19 protein-coding genes are annotated in these 23,205 nt (G+C 39.6%); all 19 read right to left on the bottom strand.

The features are described 5' to 3' along the window. Positions 1–66: 66 nt before the first annotated feature. The gene (locus H8787_RS01775; protein ID WP_187328103.1) at positions 67–1,926 is read right to left on the bottom strand and encodes a proline--tRNA ligase; all 1,860 of its coding nucleotides are present in this window, start codon (positions 1,924–1,926) and stop codon (positions 67–69) included. 37 nt (positions 1,927–1,963) lie between these two features. Then, positions 1,964–3,235, bottom strand: a complete 1,272-nt coding sequence (locus H8787_RS01770) for a M50 family metallopeptidase (protein WP_187328102.1) — start codon at positions 3,233–3,235, stop codon at positions 1,964–1,966. Positions 3,236–3,387: 152 nt separating this feature from the next. After that, entirely contained in the window at positions 3,388–4,191 is an 804-nt protein-coding gene (locus tag H8787_RS01765; RefSeq protein WP_003070759.1) for a phosphatidate cytidylyltransferase, read from the bottom strand. Between the two features lie 8 nt (positions 4,192–4,199). Beyond that, positions 4,200–4,949, bottom strand: coding sequence for an isoprenyl transferase (locus tag H8787_RS01760; protein WP_187328101.1), 750 nt, complete (start codon positions 4,947–4,949; stop codon positions 4,200–4,202). A 134-nt stretch (positions 4,950–5,083) separates the two neighbouring features. After that, the gene (gene yajC, locus H8787_RS01755) at positions 5,084–5,419 is read right to left on the bottom strand and encodes a preprotein translocase subunit YajC (RefSeq protein WP_119056711.1); all 336 of its coding nucleotides are present in this window, start codon (positions 5,417–5,419) and stop codon (positions 5,084–5,086) included. A 103-nt stretch (positions 5,420–5,522) separates the two neighbouring features. Then, complete coding sequence (locus tag H8787_RS01750) at positions 5,523–6,011, bottom strand: prolyl-tRNA synthetase associated domain-containing protein (RefSeq protein ID WP_187328100.1); 489 nt, start codon at positions 6,009–6,011, stop codon at positions 5,523–5,525. Between the two features lie 92 nt (positions 6,012–6,103). Then, on the bottom strand, positions 6,104–8,080 hold the full coding sequence (gene tkt / locus H8787_RS01745; protein ID WP_187328099.1) for a transketolase: 1,977 nt from the start codon (positions 8,078–8,080) through the stop codon (positions 6,104–6,106). 141 nt (positions 8,081–8,221) lie between these two features. Then, positions 8,222–9,313 carry an L-ascorbate 6-phosphate lactonase gene (gene ulaG, locus H8787_RS01740; protein ID WP_187328098.1) on the bottom strand — a complete coding sequence of 364 codons (1,092 nt, stop codon included), beginning with the start codon at positions 9,311–9,313 and terminating at the stop codon, positions 8,222–8,224. Between the two features lie 161 nt (positions 9,314–9,474). Then, positions 9,475–11,145 carry a BglG family transcription antiterminator gene (locus H8787_RS01735; RefSeq protein ID WP_003070769.1) on the bottom strand — a complete coding sequence of 557 codons (1,671 nt, stop codon included), beginning with the start codon at positions 11,143–11,145 and terminating at the stop codon, positions 9,475–9,477. A gap of 207 nt (positions 11,146–11,352) precedes the next feature. Further along, complete coding sequence (locus H8787_RS01730) at positions 11,353–12,054, bottom strand: L-ribulose-5-phosphate 4-epimerase (RefSeq protein ID WP_003070771.1); 702 nt, start codon at positions 12,052–12,054, stop codon at positions 11,353–11,355. 2 nt (positions 12,055–12,056) lie between these two features. Then, positions 12,057–12,917 carry an L-ribulose-5-phosphate 3-epimerase gene (locus tag H8787_RS01725; RefSeq protein WP_187328097.1) on the bottom strand — a complete coding sequence of 287 codons (861 nt, stop codon included), beginning with the start codon at positions 12,915–12,917 and terminating at the stop codon, positions 12,057–12,059. Positions 12,918–12,920: 3 nt separating this feature from the next. Continuing rightward, entirely contained in the window at positions 12,921–13,586 is a 666-nt protein-coding gene (locus H8787_RS01720) for a 3-keto-L-gulonate-6-phosphate decarboxylase UlaD (RefSeq protein WP_003032302.1), read from the bottom strand. Between the two features lie 47 nt (positions 13,587–13,633). Further along, the gene (locus H8787_RS01715) at positions 13,634–14,119 is read right to left on the bottom strand and encodes a PTS sugar transporter subunit IIA (RefSeq protein WP_006269994.1); all 486 of its coding nucleotides are present in this window, start codon (positions 14,117–14,119) and stop codon (positions 13,634–13,636) included. A gap of 186 nt (positions 14,120–14,305) precedes the next feature. Then, positions 14,306–14,587, bottom strand: coding sequence for a PTS sugar transporter subunit IIB (locus H8787_RS01710; RefSeq protein WP_003032305.1), 282 nt, complete (start codon positions 14,585–14,587; stop codon positions 14,306–14,308). Positions 14,588–14,617: 30 nt separating this feature from the next. Beyond that, the gene (locus tag H8787_RS01705; RefSeq protein WP_003070775.1) at positions 14,618–16,075 is read right to left on the bottom strand and encodes a PTS ascorbate transporter subunit IIC; all 1,458 of its coding nucleotides are present in this window, start codon (positions 16,073–16,075) and stop codon (positions 14,618–14,620) included. Positions 16,076–16,242: 167 nt separating this feature from the next. Continuing rightward, on the bottom strand, positions 16,243–18,372 hold the full coding sequence (locus H8787_RS01700; RefSeq protein WP_150202404.1) for an ATP-dependent Clp protease ATP-binding subunit: 2,130 nt from the start codon (positions 18,370–18,372) through the stop codon (positions 16,243–16,245). A 417-nt stretch (positions 18,373–18,789) separates the two neighbouring features. Continuing rightward, positions 18,790–20,604: a glutamine--fructose-6-phosphate transaminase (isomerizing) gene (glmS, locus tag H8787_RS01695; RefSeq protein ID WP_187328096.1), complete on the bottom strand. Its 1,815-nt coding sequence runs from the start codon at positions 20,602–20,604 to the stop codon at positions 18,790–18,792. 390 nt (positions 20,605–20,994) lie between these two features. After that, positions 20,995–22,194 (bottom strand): acetate kinase, encoded by a 1,200-nt coding sequence (locus H8787_RS01690; RefSeq protein WP_003070781.1) that lies wholly within the window; start codon positions 22,192–22,194, stop codon positions 20,995–20,997. A gap of 46 nt (positions 22,195–22,240) precedes the next feature. Beyond that, a complete protein-coding gene (locus H8787_RS01685; protein ID WP_187328095.1) occupies positions 22,241–23,194 on the bottom strand; it encodes a class I SAM-dependent methyltransferase in 954 nt (317 codons plus the stop codon). Positions 23,195–23,205: the final 11 nt, after the last annotated feature.

Genomic DNA, 23,205 nt, shown 5'->3' with positions numbered 1-23,205 from the left:
ACTATAAGTCAAATTAAGATTGTGCCTATTTTTTAAATTATAATTTAGTTCTTGTTTCAGACCTATTTAATCATTTTTCTTCACTAAAATTTCAAGAGTTTCAAGAAGATTTTCTCCATTGACTTCAATCGTATCACCAGTTGCTTTGATTTTAACTTCAACGATTCCATCTGCAGCTTTTTTCCCGATAGTCACACGGATTGGTAGCCCAATCAAGTCACTATCGCTGAATTTCACACCAGCGCGCTCATTGCGGTCATCTGTTAAGACTTCATAACCAGCCTTGACTAGTTCTGCCTCTAGTTGTTCTGTCAAAGCAAGAGCTTCTTCATCTTTGACATTTACAGGGATTAGATGCACATCAAATGGTGCTAATTCTTTCGGGAAATTGATTCCCCAAGCATAGCGATAGTCTCCTTTTGGTGTTTTATTGACGAAGAGACGTGCGTGTTGCTCCATAACAGCTGATAAGAGACGGCTGACACCAATACCATAGCAGCCCATTACAACAGGAACTGCACGACCATTTTCATCTAAAACAGTCGCATTCATACTTTCTGAATAACGAGTTCCTAATTTAAAAATATGTCCAATTTCAATGCCACGTGCAAATTTCAAGATACCCTGTCCATCTGGTGAAATTTCTCCTTCACGCACCTCGCGAATATCCACATATTCTGCTGTGAAATCGCGGTCCGGATTAACACCGGTCAAATGATAACCGTCTTCATTGGCACCAACCACCGCATTTCGAACGTCCTCTACTTTGCGATCAGCGATAATTTGAACATCTTCTGGAAGATGAACAGGTCCAAGAGAACCAAAGTTGGCTCCAAATAATTCACGAACTTCTTCTTCACTTGCTGGTTCAAAAAAATCAGCACCTAGATAATTTTTCAGCTTGACTTCATTCAGTTGATCATTCCCAACAAGAAGCGCTATAATCGGTTTCTCATCAGCAATATAAACCAACGTTTTAATTGTTTGGCTTTCATCAACATGAAGAAAAGCAGCGACTTCATCAATTGACTTGCAATCCGGGGTCTCTATACGAGTCAATTCCTCTTCTGCCACGACACGATTGCTTGGTTTGTATTCATTTGTTGCCATTTCCAAATTTGCAGCATAGCTTGACTCGCTTGAATACACAACAGTATCTTCACCAGACACCAACCAACTTGTCAATTCAGCTTTAATGGCTTCTTGCACATCAGCTGGAATTTCATCAAAGCTAGCGACTGACTTGTCCAAGACAACCCAACGGCTGAGGTCTGTCCGTTCAGGTGTAATGGCCATAAATTCTTGACTATCCTTTCCACCCATGGCACCACCGTCACCGATAATACCTTTAAATTCAATCTCACTACGAGTAAAAATATTTTCATAAGCCGTCTTGTATTCATCATAAGTCACGTCTAGGCTATCGTAATTGGCATGGAAGCTATAACCATCTTTCATGATAAATTCACGTGTCCGCAAAAGACCATTCCTAGGACGTTTTTCATCACGATATTTAGCTTGGATTTGATATAGATTGAGCGGGAGCTGTTTATAAGACTTGACAGAATCCCGTACAATTGCGGTGAATGTTTCTTCGTGAGTTGGCCCCAAGATAAAATCTGAACCTTCACGATTTTTTAATTTATAGAGATCTTCACCGTAAGTTTCATAACGACCAGATTCACGCCAAAGATCGGCACTAAGAAGTGCTGGAGCCAGCATTTCGACTGCACCAATTTTCTCAAATTCTTCCCGCATGATTTTTTTTGCTTTTTCAATCACACGATTTGCTAAGGGCAAATAAGAATAAACACCTGCTGATATTTGACGGACATAACCAGCCCGCAACATCAAGGCATGACTAATGACTTGCGCATCACTAGGCATTTCCCGCAGTGTTGGGATTAACATTTTACTTTGTTTCATAAATTCTTCCTTTTATTTATTATTTAGAATTCACCTTTTAAAAGAAGGTTCTCATAATATCATTCCAGGTCACCGCAATCATTAGGAGTACCATAACAGCGACACCTGCCAACGTGACATAGGTTTCTGTTTCCTGCTTTAATGGTTTACGACGAATGGCTTCAAGCAGATTGAGCACAATTTTTCCACCGTCAAGCGCCGGGATAGGAATGAGATTAAAAATGCCGATATTCAGAGAGAGCATAGCTAATAAAGCGATAACACTTTCAATTCCACCTTTAGCTGCTTCACTGCTGGCTTTGTAAATCGCCACAGGACCGCCCAGTTTATTGATGTCTGGATGGAAAATTAAATTTTTTAAAGCATCAAAGATGCGGAAACTAGCGTTCCAAGCCATGCTAAATCCGCCCGCAATCATAGACGGAAAATCCGATTTCAAGCCCGGCATCACTCCTAATAAATATCTACCTTGCTCTTTTTTAGGCTTAACTGTCAGCTCTTGAACTTTATTTCCGCTTTTAACAGTCACATTTAGTTCTGACTGCCCTTTACTGTTTTTCGTCTCAGACTGAACAGCTTGGGTCAAATCCGACCAATTCTTGATTTCTGCTTGACCAACTTTTAAAATTTGGTCATTGTTTTTTACACCAGCCTGAGCTAAGGCGCCCCCCTGTAAGACACGAACATGATTTGTATGCTGGTCTGCAACGCCCCCCTGCATAAAAATCAACAGCAAAAATGCTACAATCCCCAAAATGAAGTTGTTCATTGGTCCCGCAAAGTTGGTAATGAGGCGACCGCCAAGGCTGGCATTTTGATATTGGACATCAAGTGGTGCAATCCTCACTTCTGTATCGTCTTCTTCTACGATTGTTGCGTCATGGTCAACCGCATACGTTTTTTGCTCATCTAGTACCAAACCAGTGATTTCAAGCTTATCTTCTAAATCAAAGCCTGTCACATTCATGGGCAAAGCCGTCTGGTCGATTTTCTTGCCCGAAAGATTGATTCGGATAACCTTGCCTGCTTCATTTAAAGTCAAACTAGCAGGTGTTCCCGTCTTAATCTCTGTTGCGTCATCACCCCAGCCTGCCATACGAACATAGCCACCTAGCGGTAACATCCGAATAGTATATGCTGTTCCATCTTTGCCAATATGAGCAAAAATTTTTGGACCCATTCCAATGGAAAACTCGCGTACCAAAATGCCTGATTTTTTCGCAAAATAGAAATGTCCAAATTCATGAACGACAACAATAATTCCAAAAATAATGATAAAGGTGATAATTCCTATAATACCTGACTGCATTACACCAACCTTTCTACGTTCTCATAGTAATGATTTTCCTTCATTTTATTTTATAGCAAAACAAGGATACTCCATTTTGCTTAAGTTTTGCTTACATTATACATCTCGCAAAAGAAAATTTCCATTTCTGGAAATTCTTTTCGGCTTTCTCATTAGAATAATCCAAAGAAATGCATCAAGGGAAAGACGAACAACATACTGTCAAAACGATCCAAAACACCACCATGACCTGGGATAAATTTACCTGAATCTTTTACTCCAAAATGGCGTTTAATCGCACTTTCTACCAAATCTCCAAATTGACCAGCAATACTAAAGAATACAGCAAAAAGAAGCATGATGGGGAGGTGATGAGGTGCAGCAACATTTTTATCAAACAACATAAAAATGAATGTCACTAGGACTGCTGAAACAATCCCACCCAGACTACCTTCTACGGTTTTATTTGGAGAAACATGAGGAGCTAAACGACGCACACCATATCTTCGCCCGACCAAATAAGCTCCGCTATCAGTTGCCCAGACAATAAACAGAGCCAGTAGTACTTTATCAAAACCAGCTATACGCGCATCTAGCAAGGCATTGAAACCAATCCCTACATAAAAACTAGCAGCAATCGGATAAGCGGCATCTTCAAAACTGTAATGTTTCCCTAAAACAGTTGAGCCCAACAATATAAAAACAACTAAACTATAAGCCACCACGTTTCCATCTACCGGCAAAAATTTCAAATAATTTTCGAGTGGAATAGTCAGCACAAAAGCAGCCAACATGGCTAAAATACCCTCTAAAGTGGTTGTCCTAAGTCCTTTCATTTGTAGCAATTCATGAACACCTAGCATAGCTAAAAGTCCCATACCAATTTGCAGAAGAGGCCCTCCCATCATCAAAATCGGAATGAAGATAGCAAGTGCTATGCCTCCAAAAATCACACGTCTTTGTAAATCTTTATCCATAAATTCTCCTACACACCGCCAAATCGACGATTTCGTTTACTATATTCCTCAATAGCTGCTTTCAATGCTTTTTTATCAAAATCCGGCCATAAAATATCTGTAAAATACAGCTCGCTGTATGCACTTTGCCAAGGCAAAAAATTACTTAAACGCACTTCACCACTTGTCCGAATAATCAAATCCGGATCACGCAACAAGCGAGGTAGATTGCTGGTTTGTAAGTAGTTGGCAATCATTTCTTCATTAATCTCGCCCGGACTGAATTTAGCATCTAACACATCTTGAGCAATCATTTTAACAGCCTGAACAATTTCAGCCCGACCGCCATAATTCAGGGCAAAATTGAGGATTAAGCCTGTATTGAGCCGCGTCAATTCTTCCGCCTTACAAAGCACCTCATAAGTTGCCTTAGGCAAACGTTCTGTATCTCCAATCATTTGAATTTTGACATTATTTCGATGCAACTCAGGCACATAACGATCATAAAATTCAACAGGCAAATTCATGATAAAACTGACTTCTTTTTGAGGACGAGACCAATTTTCTGTAGAAAACGCATAAACTGTTAACACCTGAACACCCAATTCCTTGGCTGCAATCGTAACATTTTGCAATGTTTCCATACCGGACTTATGTCCAAAAACACGTGGCTGCATGCGCTTTTTAGCCCAACGACCATTCCCGTCCATAATGATACCGATATGCCTTGGTATTTGTAACGGTATTTCTATTTTTTCTTTTTTCTTAAAACTAAACATCTGCTTGTTTTCCTAATAAAGTTTTACATTTCATTATATCATAAATCCTATAGATATGCGCAATTGACCTCTATTTTTGTCCCTAAACGAACAAAACAGCCGAAAGGCTGTTCTGCATTATTGTAGTTGCTATTTTATTCTTCGATAGCTGAATCTTCTGACATCTCAACGCTTCCATCAGCTCCTGCAACTGCTGTGATTCCCTCTGTCAGCGGCAATACAGTTTTGATAGCAGTTAATTCAAACGTCAAGTAAATACCATCTACATCAAGGACAACTGTTTTCTTTTCAGTATCGACTTCATCAACCGTACCATACAAACCACCAATTGTAATAACTTCATATCCTTTTTGTAATTTATTCAAGCTTTCCATCCGTTTATCTGCTTGTTTCTTTTGAGAACGTTGCATGAAGAACATCAAGCCCATCATCACAACCAACATAATTAAAATTGAAAAACCGTTACCCATTTTAGTCTCCTTTAGATTTCATATATTATCTACTATAGCAGATTTTAAAGAGATTTACAAGACAGTTCCATTGATTGTACAAAACTCTATCTCAAGGCTGAGATTAGCAATTAACTCTCTTTACTTCATGACCTGTTTTTTCCAACAAACGAAGAAAATCGCTATAAGCAATGTTGAGCGTGGTACTATTTACAAATGGATGAAAACCAACGGTTAAACTAGGATCGACTTCCTCGTCCACAATAAGCTGAACTTTCTTTTCCTTATCAAAAAGCAGCCCAAAAGGTGTGACTGCACCTGGCTCTACTTGCAAAAGCTCCTCTAGTTCCTTGTCATTAGCAAAAGATAACCGTTTTTCATCTAAGACTTCTGCCAAATGTTTAATGTTTGCTCTTTTCTCGTCGCGCAAAATGACTAAATAAAATTGTCGTCCTTTTTTACTTTTCAACACGAGATTTTTCACCTGCTGTCCTGGCAAAACAATTCCTTTTTCAGCCGCTTCAATCACTGAAGAAATTGGTTCATGATCTAGACGCTCATAAGCAATATGCAAATCTTCCAATACTTGATAAATCTTTTCTTCGTTTGTCATTTATCCACTCCTTATGTAAGAGGTTCCCTGCTTTTATTATACCACTTTCACAAACAAAAAATCGAGGCAATCTCACCTCGATTTTCGAGATTTTATTTCAAGTTTTTCACAACCTCAACGATATGTTCAACTGTGAAACCGTACTCTTTCATTACTTTAGCTGCTGGAGCAGAAGCACCGAATTTATCAATACCGATAACAGAACCGTCAAGTCCAACATATTTGTACCAAGATTGGGTTGCAGCCATTTCAATGGCAACACGGCGGCGGACTGCATTTGGTAGAATTTCTTCTTTGTAAGCAACGTCTTGTGCATCAAAGATGTCTGTTGATGGTACACTGACAACGCGAACTTTTTCCCCTTGTACTTCCAACTCTTTTGCAGCTGCAACAGCTAAGTTGACTTCAGAACCAGATGCAAGAAGAATTGTATCAAAACCACCTACTGTTTCATACACCACATAAGCGCCTTTTGCTACCTTGTTAAAGTCAGTTTCAGCTTCAACAGTCAAGTTTTGACGAGTAAGAACCAACGCCGTTGGAGTTGTTTTACTTTTCAGTGCCAGGTACCAAGCCGCCTGTGTTTCACGCGCATCCGCTGGACGGAAAACAGTGAGATTCGGAATAGCACGAAGTCCAGCTAAATGCTCAATTGGTTCATGAGTAGGTCCATCTTCACCGACTGCAATCGAATCATGGGTAAAGACATAGGTCACCGGTAAACCTTGAAGAGCTGACAAACGAACGGCTGCTTTAACATAATCTGAGAAAACAAAGAATGTACCACCGTAAACACGAAGCCCTCCGTGAAGTGCCATACCATTTAAAATAGTTCCCATAGCAAATTCACGTACACCGAATTGAATGTTGCGGTTAAGGCGATGGGCATCATCTTGCAAGCCATCTTCTTTGATATAAGTCATATTAGAATGAGCTAGGTCAGCAGAGCCGCCAAGGAAAGTTGGAAGAACTTTAGCTGCTGCATTCAAAGCATCTTGACTAGAATTACGAGTAGCTTGCGAGAAGCCTGTTTCTACTACTGGGAAATCTTCTGGCTTGATCTCAACTGGATCTTGTCCCGCAATAACAGCAGCTACTTCATCAGCTAAGTCAGGATAGGCTTGTTTGTATGCTTCAACAAGTTTTACCCAAGCATCATAAGCAGCTTTCCCGCGCTCTGCTACATTGACCCGATAATCTTCGTAGACTTCTTCAGGAATTTCAAACGGTTCGTAATCCCATGTAAGAGCTTTGCGAGTAGCGGCTACTTCTTCCGCACCAAGAGGAGCTCCATGAACGGCATTAGTTCCCTGTTTATTTGGCGAACCATAACCAATCACTGTTTTCACTTCAATTAAGGAAGGTTTACCAGAAACTTTTGCAGCTTCAATCGCTGCATTGATTGCTTCTAAGTCTGTCCCATCTTTAACCAAAGCAGTATGCCAACCATAAGCATCATAACGTGCCCGAACGCTTTCTGTAAAGGAATCCTTGGTTTCTCCATCCAGATTAATATCGTTGGAGTCATAGAGAACAATGAGTTTATCTAATTTTTGCAGACCAGCGTAAGAAGCCGCTTCGCTAGATACACCTTCCATCAAATCCCCATCACCACAGATAACATACGTATAGTGGTCAAAGATATTATAGCCTTCACGATTGTATTTTGCTGCTAAAAAACGTTCTGCTTGTGCAAAACCAGTTGCCATAGAAATTCCTTGACCAAGTGGACCAGTTGTCGCATCTACACCAGCAGTATGTCCAAATTCGGGATGCCCAGGCGTTTTAGAACCCCATTGACGGAAGTTCTTGATTTCTTCCATTGTGACATCTTTAAAACCTGATAAATGAAGCAAAGCATAGAGCAACATAGACCCATGCCCTGCTGACAAAACAAAACGATCGCGATTGATCCAATTTGGCACTTCTGGATTGATGCGCATTTGCTTGGTAAACAAGTCATAAGCCATCGGAGCTGCGCCCATGACAACACCTGGGTGACCAGATTTTGATTTTTCAATGGCATCAATTCCTAAAAAACGAATGGCATTGACAGATAAATTTGACATTGAACTCTCCTTTTTATATAAGCACTTATCTTTAACAAAGATACGCTATTAATCATTTGGAAAACGATAACATTCCATCCTCTATTATATGAAAATTATCCGCATATCGCAATGTATACGGATAATTCCCACTTAATTTTTTTATAGTAAAGCTTTAAATTGAATGTTTGAATCATGCTCAAAGCAATCATCAAAGCCACGTGGGTGATGATATTCAATCCTGTCTTTGTCTTGCGGATAGGTATATTTACCACCGACTTCCCAGATGAATGGATGGAATTGATATTGAAGGCGCTCTTTACGCATCTTCCACAAGGCTAAAATCTCGTCCGTTGAAGCCATGAAGTTAGACCAAATATCATAATGAACTGGAATAATAACTTTGGCACGAAGGTTTTCAGCCATACGAAGCAAATCAATCGAAGTCATCTTATCTTGAATACCGATTGGGTTATCACCATAGTTATTAATAGCCACATCAATCTTGAAATCTTTTCCGTGTTTGGCAAAATAATTTGAGAAGTGCGAATCTGCACCATGATAAATTGTACCACCTGGCGTTTCAAAAATATAATTGACTGCTTTACGCGCCATTTCTTCATCTGTTACAGGCAGACCTTTCAGTTCACCATCTTGGGCATCAGCACCATCAACTGGAAGTGTTACCAAGCAAGTTCGGTCGAAAGATTCCACAGCTGATACTTTAATATCTTTAAACTCAAAACTTTCGCCGGGTTTAATCACGATGATACGTTCTTCTGGGACACCCCATTTTTTCCAGATTTCGCCACATTCATAAGGTCCGACAAATTTAACATGATTCAATTTCGGATTGTTGATAATCGCTGCTGCAGTATTGATATCAATATGGTCACTGTGAAAATGCGATACCAGATAATAGTCCAACTCATTAATCATAAATGGATCAATCACCATTGGCTGCACACGCAGATTTGGCTGCAATTTACGTACGCCTGCCATATTTGCCATTTGATGTCCCCGCACCATATCTTTGACCTTTTTAGTTGATTTTCCGCGGTTAGACCAAAGATCCATGACCACATTAGCTCCGCCTGGCGTCTTAATCCAAACACCACAATTCCCTAACCACCACATAGCAAAGTTACCTTCAGGCACTACTTCTGCTTCAATTTCTTCGTTAAGCCAAGTGCCCCATTCTGGGAAAGTACTTAAAATCCAAGATTCCCGAGTAATTTCGTTTACGTTTGGCATGATCGTTCCTCCTCAAGATAATGTTATATTTCTATCTTTAGTATAAGCTGCTCTAAGAGAGAAAAAAAGACCAAATAAAACACAAGGCTGTGTTCAAGATTGGACTATTTTTAGTACCTAAAAAAGCCGGGAATTCTATCCCTAGCTAGTCATCCATTCTTTCATTCTTCCGTTGAAGTTGATAATAATTCTTCGTTTACAAGTTTTTGAATTTTATTTTTCAGCTCTTGTGTCCGAGCTGAATCTTTGATGTAAGACGCTAAAAGGTGCTCTAACTCTTGACTAAATCGTACTCCTTTAGTCGAAAGAGCTTGATCTTTGACAAAAGAAGTAATATTCAATACGTCCTCGTAATCCAAAATGGGCTGAACCTGGATCGTTGGCAGAGTGGTTTCCAAGCCGTCATTTGTCGTAATTAATAAATCCACATCTAAAATGTCTTCGACGCTTTTGAATTGTTCTGTCGTAAAAACAGCACTTAAATTTTCATTTGGTAAATGATACAAGCACTGTTTGAGTAGCAATTTCTGCACAGCTACTCCTTCATCACAGACTAAATAAATCCGTTTGGCATCTTGTTTTTCAGCACGATTATGTTTTAAGAATCCACCCATGTGCAAGGCAAGGTAAGCAACTTCATCATCGGTTAATGAAATAAGCCAAGCTTCCTCTAAAATCACAGAACAAGACTTAGTGACTGCAAACAAATCTGCATATTTTTCCTTGATCTGTCGTGTCAATGGATTTTTAGACAGAATACCGTAGGTTTTACGAAATAGTAGAGCTTTGCAATGCGTCAATAAATTCCGCAACAAATCTTCTTTATTTTCAATTTCAAAGTGCGAACTAACTTCAAAACGCCAGATAAACTCATCAATCGCTTCTTTTAATTGGACAAAATCTTGACTGGTTGCATGAATATCCCGATCTTTCCGGTAAGAAAGCAAAAGAACAGTTAAGAGTGAAATCTCAATATCATTTAGTTTCAAGCCAAATGTCGCCCCTAAATTGTTATTCAAATGTTTAGCTGCTTGATATTCAATCCGCTTGCGAATCAAGGTAAACTCACGCTTCAAATCTTCCTGTTCTTCCTCACTTAAAGCCATATTTCGACAACTCAACAGAAGATATGGCAAGACTTGCAACATAAATTTGATTTCATGGCGATTGATTTTCTTACCTAAGTCTTGCTCTACATCTTGTACCCTTTGGTTAAGAAAGTCTTGTAAATCATCCGACAGAAGAATCTCATCACCAACAAAATTCCTTATCTTCTTTGTTAAAATCGTAACAAAACTATGATTTCCCTCTGCAAAAATGTGATACAAGAGAGAATGTACATATTGGATTTTATTGAGTGGATGACATTTCAAAAGATATCCTTGCGCTTTTGTGGATGTAAGGTTGACTTGATACTGCTCTGAAGCTAACTGATTGCGGATTTCATTCAAATCATTAAGAACGGTATTCCGAGACACCTCGGTCAATTCCATCAGTTTTTCAATGGTGACACGCTTGTTTGCAACACAAATATACAGAACAGTCAACTGCATGCGCTCGGTCATGCTCATGACATAACTATAAGAATCGACTCCTTCCAGCAAGGATTGGCATAATTCCTTTTGCTGTGCAGTTAAGACAATCCCTACCCTCGGACGACTGCTAATCATTTCACCAACCTCTGCCAAAGCGTCATTGATTTTTTCCAAATGATAATAAATCTTCCTCCGTGATTGATTGGTTGCCCGTGAAATCGTCATAATCGTTTCTGGCTCTTTCAACTGAATGAGGTATCTTAGTAAGTCACAACTTGTCTGGTCCAATAGTATCATCATTTACTCCTTGAAAGGGACTGTAAATTATTATAACATCTTTTCACACATCTTCCTACGAGATTGAAACGAGTCCATCTGTTATTTTGGTTATCTTTGAGTTTGTTGCGGAAGCAGAATGAGAAAAGCAGGGTGTGGAACTGCCAACCATGACACTCTGAATCATAGTAATCGTTCCACCCCTTGATAGGTTTCTTATCGTCGTTCTTACTTTTTCTGTCCGTAGTAAGCATTCTTGCCATGTTTCCGCAGGTAATGCTTATCTTTGAGCTCTTGCGGTACTTCTGCAACAGTTGGATTGATAGCTTCCGTATAGCGTGCCATGCGAGCAGCTTCTTCAAGTACAACTGCATTATAAACAGCAGACTTTTCATCCTTCCCCCAAGCAAATGGTCCGTGGTTGCGGACGGTTACACCTGCTACTGCGAGTGGATCTAAGCCACGCTTGGCAAATTCTTCAACAATGACTTTACCAGTTTCTTTTTCATACTCGCCATTGATTTCTTCAGTTGTCAAAGCACGAGCGCAAGGAATAGCACCGTAGAAAGTGTCAGCATGCGTCGTGCCATAACAAGGAATATCACGTCCTGCTTGAGCCCAAGCCACACCTTCTGTCGAGTGCGTATGGACAATACCGCCAACCTCTAGGAATGCTTTATACAACTCAACATGCGTCGGCAAATCTGATGACGGATTGAGATCACCTTCGACAATATTGCCATCCAAATCTGTCACAACCATATTTTCTGGAGATAGATTTTCATACGCCACACCAGAAGGTTTGATGGCAATCAAACCTTTCTCGCGGTCAATCGCCGAAACATTTCCCCAAGTAAACTTCACTAATCCGTGCTCTGGAAGCTCCATATTGGCTTTATAGACACGTTCTCGTAATTCTGGTACTAACATTCTCATAACCCTGCTTTCTCAATGAGTGGATAAAGGAAATCCTGCGCTTCTTTGATAGCTGCTTTGGTTTCTTCCACCGTTTCACAATTTTCAGACCACATTTCAATCAAAAACGGTCCTTGGTAGTTGGTTTTTTTCAAAACGGCAAACATTTCTTCCCAGTTGACACAACCTTTGCCAAAAGGTACATCTCGAAATTGCCCTTTAGAATGCTCCGTCACGGCATAGGTATCTTTTAAGTGCAGCGCAGCAATTGCCTGATGACCAAGGTAAAATTCACTCCAGAGGTCATTATGCCAAGCAGAAACATTACCTGTATCTGGATAGACAAAGAGATAAGGCGAATTGATTTCTTTCGCCACAGCCAGATATTTTTCAATGCTGTTGATAAATGGGTCATCCATAATTTCAATCGCCAGCATGACCTGCGCCTGCTCAGCCCAATCACATGCTCGTCGCAGATTTTTTAAGAAACGAACGCGTGTTTCAGACGATTTTTCTTCATAATAAACATCATAGCCGGCTAATTGAATGACCCGCACGCCTAAATCCTGTGCTAATTCGATACATTGTTTCATCGTTTCAAGCGATTTGGCTTCTAGTTCAGGATTGTTTGAGCCTAATGGATAACGCCGATGACCGCTAAAGCATATGCTGGGAATCCGCACACCGGTATCATAGATGGCTTTGACAAGCTCTAGACGTTCTTTTTTGGACCAAGTGAGACGTGCCAGCCGAGCATCTGACTCATCAACCGACATTTCCACAAAATCAAAGCCCATTTCTTTGGCAAATTCTAACCGTTCTTGCCAAGAAAAATGCTTCGGTGTCGCCTTTTCATAAATTCCAATTGGACGTACCATAGCTTACCCCCAGATTCGCTTGATTTCGTCTTTGAAAGCACGCGCTGCTGCTGCTGGATTTTCAGCTTCTGTTATACCGCGTCCAGCAATAAAGGTAAAAACATCCACTCCTTCAAAGAGTTTGAGTGTATCCACATTCAAACCACCTGTCACAGACACACGGAAACCCATTTCAATCAATTTCTTAACTTTATTGAGATCTTTTTCACCCCAAGTTTCGCCGGCAAGAAGGGCATCGCGTGATTGGTGATAAATGGCTTGCGAGATACCAGCATCCAACCAAGTCTGAGCTTGCTCATAAGTCCAATCACCGTAGAGCTCAATCTGAATTTCACCGCGTTCACCGCGTTCTTCTTGTATAGCTTTCAGGGCTGCTTTCATGGTTGGAATCGTCGCACAACAAATGCAAGTCATCCAATCCGCACCGCGTACGGCATTATTTTTAGCAACTGTCCCACCAGCGTCAGCACATTTAGTGTCAGCTACGATGATTTTATCAGGAAATAAACTACGCAGCACTTCTACCAACTCACTGCCGACTTGCAAGAGGCAAACTGTTCCTGCTTCAATAACATCTACTTCATGACCTACCGAGACAGCTGCTTTAATAGCTCCTTGCAAATCGGAATGATCCAGTGCAACTTGTAAATTTGGAATATGTTTTGACATCATTTTCTCACTTTCTATTTTCTAATATATTGAAACACAACCATTTACTAACTATCTAAATCCAATCCTTCTAAATAAGGACTATTTTTTGACTCATCAATCAAAGCTAGAACTTCTGCTTCTGTTTGACAAGCTAACAAACGATTAATAGAATTTTCCAATTCAAAAAGAGCAATGATTTGTGGAATTGCAACACTCGTATGAATTTTTGAACTCGTTGCTGCAAGAGCTAACAAAACACTCACGCCTTTTCCGTCCGAGAAAGTTACAGGCTCCTTCAACGTCACCAAAGAGAAAGCATCTCTTTGAACACCAGCTTCTGGTCGTGCATGCGGCATAGCCATACCGGGCATCAAAATATAGTAAGGACCATATCCTTCTGTGGATTCGATGATAGCATCATAATATTCAGGCTTAACAGCTCCACTTTCAATCAAAGGGTCAACAGCAAGTTTGACCGCTTCTTGCCAAGTTGAAGCAGAAAGACCTAAACGAATGGAGTTGTTTTCAATCAATGCTTGCTTTAGGTTCATCATGTTTCCTTTCATCAGTTATAAGAATAAGAAAAAGTCCTTTTCTAAAGAAACTACCGCTTCCTATCCGTTCTAACATTTTCGTCCAAGTTCTATTCTTGTTAAGTGAATGAGGCTAGAGCGTTTGCTCTAAGCCCCTCATCCTTTCCTATTGTATCAATCTTATGACAAGGTCAGTCGTCCTCATCACTCTAGTACCTGAGACAATTTTTCAGTAATTTCTTTGTCATCCATCAGATTATCCAGACCAATCAATTTACCATTTGTCCGTCCATCCAATTCATGAATCAAATGAAGAGAAGCAATGACAATATCATAACCAGAAGCAAGGCTTTTTGCTTCTCCAACACTGCAAGAATTGACGGTAAAATCTGTTTGTCCTAATTTTCGCAGAGCATTTTCTACTTTCATCTTAATCACCATAGATGAGCCCATGCCATTTCCGCACGCTGTTAATACCTTAACCATATTATTTTCCTCCAATATTTAAATCTATTTTTATTCTTCTGCTTGAACATCACCACGATAGTAGGCTTCCTTGTCTTTTGCTTTGGCAAATTGTAGTTGTGGAATAATCAGCAAGAATACACAAACAAGAATGTAACCTACAATGCCAAGATATTTGAAAAGATAACCAAAACCAAGCCAAGGGAATTCAAAGTCAATATTTCCATGGTAACCACCGTAAGAAGCCAGACCGAGAAGTGCCACACAGAGAGCACCAAGCGCTACTTGCAATACACCTGAAATAAAGGACAGGATAACCGCCGCTTTCCAGCCACCACGCTTATCCGCATAAACTGCAATCGCTGCATTATCAAAGAATACTGGAACGAAACCAGTGATAATGAGAATTGGATTCTTAAAGATAATTAAGAGCATAATGGTAATCAATTGACCAATTAAGCCAAAAGCAAATCCTGAAAGCACCGCATTTGGTGAACCAAAACCATAAGAAGCTGCAACGTCCACAGCTGGGAATGAACCAGGAAGCAATTTGTTAGAGATACCTTGGAAGGCATTCGTCAATTCTGCTACAAACATCCGCACCCCTTGCATCAAGACAAAGAGATAAACTGAGAAAGTAAAGGCTGTTTGAATGATATACATGTAAAAATCTTGCTTAGCAGGGTTGTAAACTGTACCTGATGTAATGACTTTTGCATTGGACATGATATCCGGACCCAAAATTAAGAGAATAGCTCCAAAGAAAACCAACATCAACGTCGCCGAAGCAACCACTGTATCATGGAAAATAGACAAGAATTTTGGCAACTTCAAATTGTCAAGATTTTCTTCTTTCTTGCCAAATTTGTCTGCAACTTTATCCACAAACCAAATCGCAAATTGTTGTTGGTGACCAATCGCAAAACCACCGCCACCAGTTAAACGTTGTGTTGCTTCTACTGTCATATTAGAGCTGACTGCCCAGTAAAGTCCACAGATGACACCGATTGCCAGCACGCCCCAGCTATTACGCAATTGAGGAACAAGGAGAAGAACCATCAATGAAACGGTCGCTGCTTGTTGAACCATGATATGACCTGTAATGAACAGCGTCCGTACTTTCGTAATTTTCCGAAGAGCAACGAGCAGGATGTTGACACCAAAACCAATCAAGAGTGCTGTTGTTGCTGCTCCGACAAAGTTTGGAAATTCTTCTGCAATCTTTGTATTTGCCGCTGTCAATCCAAAGTAAGGGTCAATTACCGCTGCACCAATCTTAAACTTAAAGTTCAGAGCCGCTAAAATCGGACGGAAAGTTGTTACCAAACCTCCAGCCCCAACGTTCAACAGCATATAACCAACTGTCGCTTTGATGAAACCAGCATAGACATCATGCGCTGGTTTTTTCAATAACGCATAGCCAATGAGAACCAAAAGACCTACAAAGAAGGCCGGATTCTGCAAAATGTTTTGCGAGAACCAGTTCAGAATGTTTAAAATGATGTTCATTTTAACTCTCCTTTTTTCTATTTTATTTGTTCTTTCTAAGTCTATTATAAAAGATGTAAGCGGTAACAAAAAGACCAAGAATTACACAAGCAACTGTTCACTCTTGGACCTGAAAATTAAGCACACTTAAAAAACGCCGGAAATCCACTCCGGCGTTACTATTCTGTTTATTTTTTAGTTTGATGCTCTTTCGCTTCTTCGATAACTAATTCATCATCTTTCAAATCTGCAAGAAGATGTTTCGCATCTAAATGATCCAAATGGAAGTCGGTTACTTTATCACGAATTTGTTGCTCAATCACACGACGAAGCGGACGAACACCCATGACTTCATCATAACCCTCTTCTGCTAGATAATGTTTGGCTGCATCTGTTACTGTTAACGTGATGTCTTTCTTGGCAAGTGTTTGGTTGACTTCATCCAACATCAAGTCGACGATTTCAGCTAAATCCTCTTTACCAAGATGAGAGAATTCAATGACTGCATTGAAGCGATTCAAGAATTCTGGGCGGAAGTATGGTTTTAAGCGATCCATAATCTTCCTATCCTTTTCCTCATCACCAGTAAAGCTTTCATACCCAAATCCAGCATTTGATGTAGCAATAATAACTGTGTTCTTAAAATTGACAGTATTTCCTTGCCCATCTGTCAAACGACCATCATCCAAAACTTGTAGTAACAGCGTGATGACTTGCGGATCGGCTTTTTCAATTTCGTCCAGCAAGATGATAGAGTAAGGATTCCGACGAACACGTTCTGTCAAGGTATTGCTGTTGTCATCATAGCCGACATAACCAGCTGTTGTACCAATCAACTTCGACACAGCCGTGCGGTCAGAGTATTCAGACATGTCCAAACGGATAATGGCTTCTTTAGTACCAAACATATCAAGCGCTAATTGCTTCGCTAGCTCTGTTTTTCCAACACCAGTTGGGCCGACAAAGAGGAAGCTACCAATCGGACGATTTCCTTCATCAAAACCTGCACGATTCCGACGAATAGCGCGCGCTACTGCTTCAACTGCTTCGTTTTGTCCAATGACTTTTGTCTTCAATCGCGCATTCATCTCTTTCAACCGTTCAATATCACTAGTCCCCATTTGGGAAACAGGAATACCCGTCATACGTTCTACAGATTCGGCTACATCATTGACAGTTGCAGTCACTTTCATGTCTTCCGTATGATTTTCAATCTTTTTTTCTAGCTCTTCAATACGCATCTTGGCATTCAAAGCAGTTTCAAAGTCTTCTTTTTCAACCGCAGCTTCTTGCTTTTTCTTTTGCTCTGCAATTTCACGTTCCACTGTATGCACATCTGTAACAGGATGTTGAGCTGCTAAATGAGCCGCTGTCACATCCACTAGGTCAATCGCTTTATCTGGCAAGCTGCGTTGTGGAATATATTGAATAGAAAAGTCCACGGCAGCTTTTAACACTTCATCTGGCAAGATGACATTGTGGTGTTTTTCGTATAAATCACGAATTCCTTGCAAAATCTTGTAAGTATCTTCTGCAGATGGAGCATTGACTTTTACTTCATTGAAACGACGAGCTAAAGCTGCATTCTTCAAAATGGTATTTCGATATTCATCCTGAGTCGTCGCACCGATAACTGTCAGTTCACCACGAGATAAAGCCGGTTTCAAAATATCTGCTAGACCTTTTGATCCACTATCACCGCCTGTGCTTCCAGCGCCGAGAATTTGATGAATTTCATCAAAGAAGAGAATGATATTGCCAGCCTCTTTCACTTCAGATACTAAATTTTGAATATTTTCTTCAAAACTACCACGATACTGTGTCCCTGCTTCTAAACCAGAAATATCAATAGAAACAATCTCTTTATTCTTAATGGCTGCAGGAACATCTCCATTAACAATCGCTTGCGCTAAACCTTCGACAACTGCAGTCTTACCAACTCCAGCATCTCCGACTAATACTGGATTGTTTTTCGTCCGCCGAGAAAGGATTTCAGCCGTTTCTTGAATTTCCTTATTGCGTCCAATAACAGGATCTAACATATCTTGACGCGCTTCTTCTGTCAAATTACGCCCTAACTTCGCTAAAATACCATCTTGTTTGAGTCCACCTGCTTGCCCCTGCATTTGTGATGTCTGACCTTCCGCTACTTGCTTCGGTAATTTACCTGTTGCACGATATTGTGCAAATTCTTCCGGTGTCACTTCACGTCCATTGATAAGATAACGCCGATTTTCACTGTTAAAACCGCCCATTCTTCCCATCAATTGATTGAAAAGATCATCCATATTATCAAAGTTGTTATAGTTATTATTCATATCTGCACCTCGCTTATGTTTTACATAATTTTTGAAACTGCTTAAAATATAAGACAAAGTGAGCAACTCTATCTTTTGGATTTATATTTATCAAAGGCAGTTTAATAGTTTACATAATTTTTATTATCTCCCAAAATAGAGATGAAATTCTTTTAGCAAAATACCTCTAGAAATTCATCTTGTTTTGGCGAGTGTAACGGATTTTATCTCTTTCCGTTTACAATTGTAATTATACAGTGTTCCAAACAAAAAGTCAATAGATTTTTGTAAAAAATTACATAATTTTTGATATTTTGAACTATAATCTTAACAATAGTTTTTCTAATTTCATTTTCCACAATTTCACCAAAATTAACTTTTTTACTTTATGTCAATGCTACAAAAAATCACCAAGTACTTTCTCGATGATTCTTCTTTTTATTCTACTGTAACAGATTTAGCAAGGTTTCGTGGTTTATCTACATCTAAACCGCGATGCAAAGTTGCAAAATAAGCAATCAACTGTGTCGGCACGACCATAGAAATTGGTGACAGATATGGATGAACAGACATTAAAACAATATCGTCCCCTTCTTTTGCTACATTTTCTTCTACAACGGTCAAAACATTTGCACCACGCGCCACAACTTCTGATACATTGCCGCGAGTATGACTGGCCAATTGCTCATCGGAAGAAATCAAGGTTATTACTGGCGTACCGTCTTCAATCAAAGAAATCGTTCCATGTTTTAACTCTCCAGCAGCAAATCCTTCACACTGGATATAGGAAATTTCTTTTAATTTTAGGCTGGCTTCCATAGCAACATAATAGTCTTGTCCTCGACCGATATAGAAAGCATTGCGTGTTGTTGCGAGTAACTCATGTACTTTTTCGTCAATACTGTCTTTTTCAGATAGCGTAGCCTCAATGGCTTGCGCCACAATGGATAATTCATGCACTAAATCAAACTGTTTTGCTTTTTCATTGGCATTGGCATCTCCAACTGCTTTTGCTAGAAAAGCCAGAGTCGCAATCTGTGCCGTATAAGCCTTAGTTGAAGCAACAGCAATTTCTGGTCCAGCATGCAGCAACATTGTATGAGTCGCTTCACGAGACAAAGTGGAACCTGGTACATTGGTTACAGTCAAGCTTGGGATTCCCATAGCATTGGCTTTAACCAAAACTTGACGGCTATCGGCCGTCTCACCAGATTGGCTAATCAGGATAAACATTGGTTTCTTGCTCAGTAATGGCCATCTGTAGCCCCATTCTGAAGAAATCCCTAATTCCACAGGTGTGTCCGTCAATTCTTCTAGCATCCGCTTGGTTGCAAATCCAGCATGATAAGAAGTTCCAGCCGCTAAAATATACAACCGATCAGCCTCTTGAACAGCGTTTATAATAGCTGGATCGACAACTACTTGATCATTATCGTCTGTATATCCTTGAATCAACTTACGCATCACTGTTGGCTGCTCATCAATTTCTTTGAGCATATAGTAAGGATAAGTGCCTTTGCCAATATCTGATAAATCAAGTTCCGCAGTATAACTATCGCGCTCAATTGGATTCCCGTCGTAGTCCTGTACTTCTACGCTGTCAGCGGTCACAATTACCAGTTCTTTATCATGAATTTCCATGTATTCGCTGGTTTCACGAATCATCGCCATAGCATCCGAACAGACCATATTGTAGCCTTCTCCTAGGCCAATTAAGAGCGGTGATTTATTTTTCGCCACATAGATCACGTCTGCATCCTCTGCATCCATTAAAGCAAAAGCATAGGAACCTTCAATGATGTGGAGCGCTTTTTTAAAAGCATCTAGTACTGAGAGTCCGTCCTCTTCAACAAATTTTCCAATCAAGTGAACCGCAATTTCTGTATCTGTCTGACCCTTCAAATCATGTTCAGCAAGATACGTATTCTTAATATCTAGGTAATTTTCGATAACACCATTATGCACTAAAACAAAGCGTTCAGTTTGAGACGTATGCGGATGCGCATTGCTTTCACTTGGTTTTCCGTGCGTTGCCCAACGTGTATGCCCAATACCAGCCGTTCCAGCTACATCAATCCCGATTTTTGAACGAAGGTCGGCAATACGACCAACCGATTTGACTAAGCTAGATGTTTTCCCATTTGTCACAAAAATTCCCGCTGAATCATATCCCCGGTATTCTAATTTTTCTAGACCCTGCATTAAAATATCTGTTGCATTCCGATTTCCAACAACTCCGACAATTCCACACATACTATTCTTTCTAGCAAACGACTTTCAGAAGTCTGCCATCTCCTTCTTTGATTTTTTAAATTGGTATAGTCTAATAATAGCTATACAAAACAAGCTAAGTCAGTATATAATTTTATTGTGAATTTGTCAACAATAAAATTGGTATAGTTCAAAAAAGAAAGGCGGTGCAACCAAGAGACTCCAAAAGCAAATTTAGTTGTCTTCTATAAACAAAAAAGTAATCTGCTCTAAACGTTTTCTTTACAACATCAAAGTATACTTTGGGCATAGTCTATTGAACATTCAATCTGTGATCTAAATAATCCGCTACTTCATAACTAGAAACAAAAAGACTGGATAAAACCAGCCTTTTCTTCCATATGATTGCTCTAGGTTCAATCTTTTAACATTTCATTTTTGATTTTTAAATCGTTCAACATCACGAGCAATAACCAATTCTTCATCCGTTGGAATAACCAGCACTCGAACCTTGGAATCTGGCATTGAAATATCTCCATAATTACCAAAAACATTCTTTTCTGGGTCAAGTTCACAACCAAACCAAGAAATTCCCTCAATAACTAATCGACGAATCGTCACAGAATTCTCACCAATTCCAGCGGTAAAGATAATGGCATCTGCTCCGTTTAAAACAGCCAGATACTGACCAATATATTTTTGAATACGATCAACAAAGATGTCATTCGCCAACTGTGCTTTGGCATCACCAGCGCGCATAGCGGCATGAATATCACGCATGTCGCTGGATTTCTCAGATACCCCTAAGAGACCTGACTCACGATTTAAAATACGATTAATATCTTCCGGCGTATTCAAATCTTCTGTATGCTCCATCAGATAAGGAATAATCGCTGGATCAATATCCCCTGTGCGAGTTCCCATCATCACGCCACCTAGCGGAGTAAAGCCCATTGAAGTGTCAACAGATTGACCACCTTTGACTGCTGTAATAGAAGCACCATTCCCAATATGGCAAGTAATTAGTTTCAGATCTTCAAGCGGTTTGCCAAGCACTTTAGCGGCTTCCTTGGCAACATACTGATGACTTGTTCCATGCGCACCATATTTACGCACTTTGTTTTCAGTATAATATTTAGTTGGCAATGGATAACGGTAAGCTTTTTCAGGCATTGTTGTATGAAATGACGTATCAAACACAACGACACTTGTAATGTCTGGCAACAATTCTTTAAATGCACGAATTCCTGCTGCATTTGCTTTGTTATGAAGTGGTGCAAGAAGCGCTAATTCTTCTACTTTTTGAATCACTTCTTCGCTATCCACAAGTGCAGATTCTTTAAAATATTCACCACCTGCAACGACACGATGACCGACACCTGTGATTTCATCATAGGCTTTAATAATATCAAAGCGCATTAAATCATCTAACAAAATTTTAACAGCTTGTGTGTGGTCATCAATATCTAAAATTTGTTTCTCCGCACGACCATCAAATTTGACCGTTGAAATGGAATCTTTGAGACCAATTCGCTCAATTAACCCCTTAGCGATGACCTTTTCAGCTGGCATTTCGTATAATTGCCATTTTAGACTAGAACTTCCGGCATTGATTGAAATTGTTTTTGACATAAATTACCTCTTTTAAGCGTTTTCATTTATTATATCAAAAACTTGTTTAAATTTCACTTTCTTGGCTCCAATTTTGAAACTTTTCGCTAAATGTCAATAAATCCGCTTGATTCTGCAAATCAGATAAAGCATAAACAAATGGTTGGACAGTTTGTTCATCTTGCTTTTTCAGTACAAAAATTGTTTTAGCGTATGCTGCATTTCCAAAAAGAGACTCTGGTAACGCAATCATTGCAACTATTTGTGCATGCTTCTGCAACCAATTTTTTAATAAATCACTTTGTGTGCTAGTCAGTAAATCATTTGGTGCAAGGAAAATAGCATAACCATCCGATTTGAGATACTTGAGCGATTGTTCCATTAACAAATGATGAGCATAAGTATGCTCCTGTCTACTAGCCACTTCATAGCGCGTCGCAATGTTATCATCAGGATAAAAGCCAACTGGTAAATCACTGATAATCACATCGCTTTCTTTCAATACTTGTGGGCGCACCGCATCACCTTGCACAAAACTAACTTTTGCATCCATCACATCTGCGATACTGGCTGATATATCAATTAGCAGATCGTCCAATTCCAGCCCTAGATAATCCACATTTTTATTTGTATTATTGAGAATGGTTTCTGCCAAATTTCCCATTCCACTACCAATTTCCAACACATCAATATGTTCTTTATTACTCAATTGGTCAATGAGAAATGTTACGATAAAACCAATAGAATCCGGAGTAAATTGATGATTAGCTTGCAAAGGCTCTGTTTGAGCCGCTTTCATCAGCAAAAATTGGTATGCTCGTCGCCATTCTTCTTTATCTAATTTCAAAGATTTAAGTGTTTCATTATTTTTTTTGACAATAGCTAGCTCTGTATTTCCATCCAGATAAACCCCATTTTGCTCGACCAAAGCATCATAAAAATTCGTCAAAAGAGTATTTTGGAGCTCCTGGACATTCTCTAACAAAAGCGAATAAGCCTGTTCTATTTTTTCAAAATTCATAGTATCCTCCA

This window comes from Streptococcus sp. NSJ-72 (assembly GCF_014334035.1).
In the GTDB taxonomy this organism is placed as follows: Bacteria; Bacillota; Bacilli; order Lactobacillales; family Streptococcaceae; genus Streptococcus; species Streptococcus constellatus.
This window is presented reverse-complemented; position numbering and strand designations above follow the sequence as displayed.

Excerpts from the sequence above, each read along its gene's own strand:
- H8787_RS01775 (WP_187328103.1), bottom strand. The coding sequence starts at position 1,926 with ATGAAACAAAGTAAAATGTTAATCCCAACACTGCGGGAAATGCCTAGT.
- H8787_RS01770 (WP_187328102.1), bottom strand. The coding sequence starts at position 3,235 with ATGCAGTCAGGTATTATAGGAATTATCACCTTTATCATTATTTTTGGA.
- H8787_RS01765 (WP_003070759.1), bottom strand. The coding sequence starts at position 4,191 with ATGGATAAAGATTTACAAAGACGTGTGATTTTTGGAGGCATAGCACTT.
- H8787_RS01760 (WP_187328101.1), bottom strand. The coding sequence starts at position 4,949 with ATGTTTAGTTTTAAGAAAAAAGAAAAAATAGAAATACCGTTACAAATA.
- yajC (WP_119056711.1), bottom strand. The coding sequence starts at position 5,419 with ATGGGTAACGGTTTTTCAATTTTAATTATGTTGGTTGTGATGATGGGC.
- H8787_RS01750 (WP_187328100.1), bottom strand. The coding sequence starts at position 6,011 with ATGACAAACGAAGAAAAGATTTATCAAGTATTGGAAGATTTGCATATT.
- tkt (WP_187328099.1), bottom strand. The coding sequence starts at position 8,080 with ATGTCAAATTTATCTGTCAATGCCATTCGTTTTTTAGGAATTGATGCC.
- ulaG (WP_187328098.1), bottom strand. The coding sequence starts at position 9,313 with ATGCCAAACGTAAACGAAATTACTCGGGAATCTTGGATTTTAAGTACT.
- H8787_RS01735 (WP_003070769.1), bottom strand. The coding sequence starts at position 11,145 with ATGATACTATTGGACCAGACAAGTTGTGACTTACTAAGATACCTCATT.
- H8787_RS01730 (WP_003070771.1), bottom strand. The coding sequence starts at position 12,054 with ATGTTAGTACCAGAATTACGAGAACGTGTCTATAAAGCCAATATGGAG.
- H8787_RS01725 (WP_187328097.1), bottom strand. The coding sequence starts at position 12,917 with ATGGTACGTCCAATTGGAATTTATGAAAAGGCGACACCGAAGCATTTT.
- H8787_RS01720 (WP_003032302.1), bottom strand. The coding sequence starts at position 13,586 with ATGTCAAAACATATTCCAAATTTACAAGTTGCACTGGATCATTCCGAT.
- H8787_RS01715 (WP_006269994.1), bottom strand. The coding sequence starts at position 14,119 with ATGAACCTAAAGCAAGCATTGATTGAAAACAACTCCATTCGTTTAGGT.
- H8787_RS01710 (WP_003032305.1), bottom strand. The coding sequence starts at position 14,587 with ATGGTTAAGGTATTAACAGCGTGCGGAAATGGCATGGGCTCATCTATG.
- H8787_RS01705 (WP_003070775.1), bottom strand. The coding sequence starts at position 16,075 with ATGAACATCATTTTAAACATTCTGAACTGGTTCTCGCAAAACATTTTG.
- H8787_RS01700 (WP_150202404.1), bottom strand. The coding sequence starts at position 18,372 with ATGAATAATAACTATAACAACTTTGATAATATGGATGATCTTTTCAAT.
- glmS (WP_187328096.1), bottom strand. The coding sequence starts at position 20,604 with ATGTGTGGAATTGTCGGAGTTGTTGGAAATCGGAATGCAACAGATATT.
- H8787_RS01690 (WP_003070781.1), bottom strand. The coding sequence starts at position 22,194 with ATGTCAAAAACAATTTCAATCAATGCCGGAAGTTCTAGTCTAAAATGG.
- H8787_RS01685 (WP_187328095.1), bottom strand. The coding sequence starts at position 23,194 with ATGAATTTTGAAAAAATAGAACAGGCTTATTCGCTTTTGTTAGAGAAT.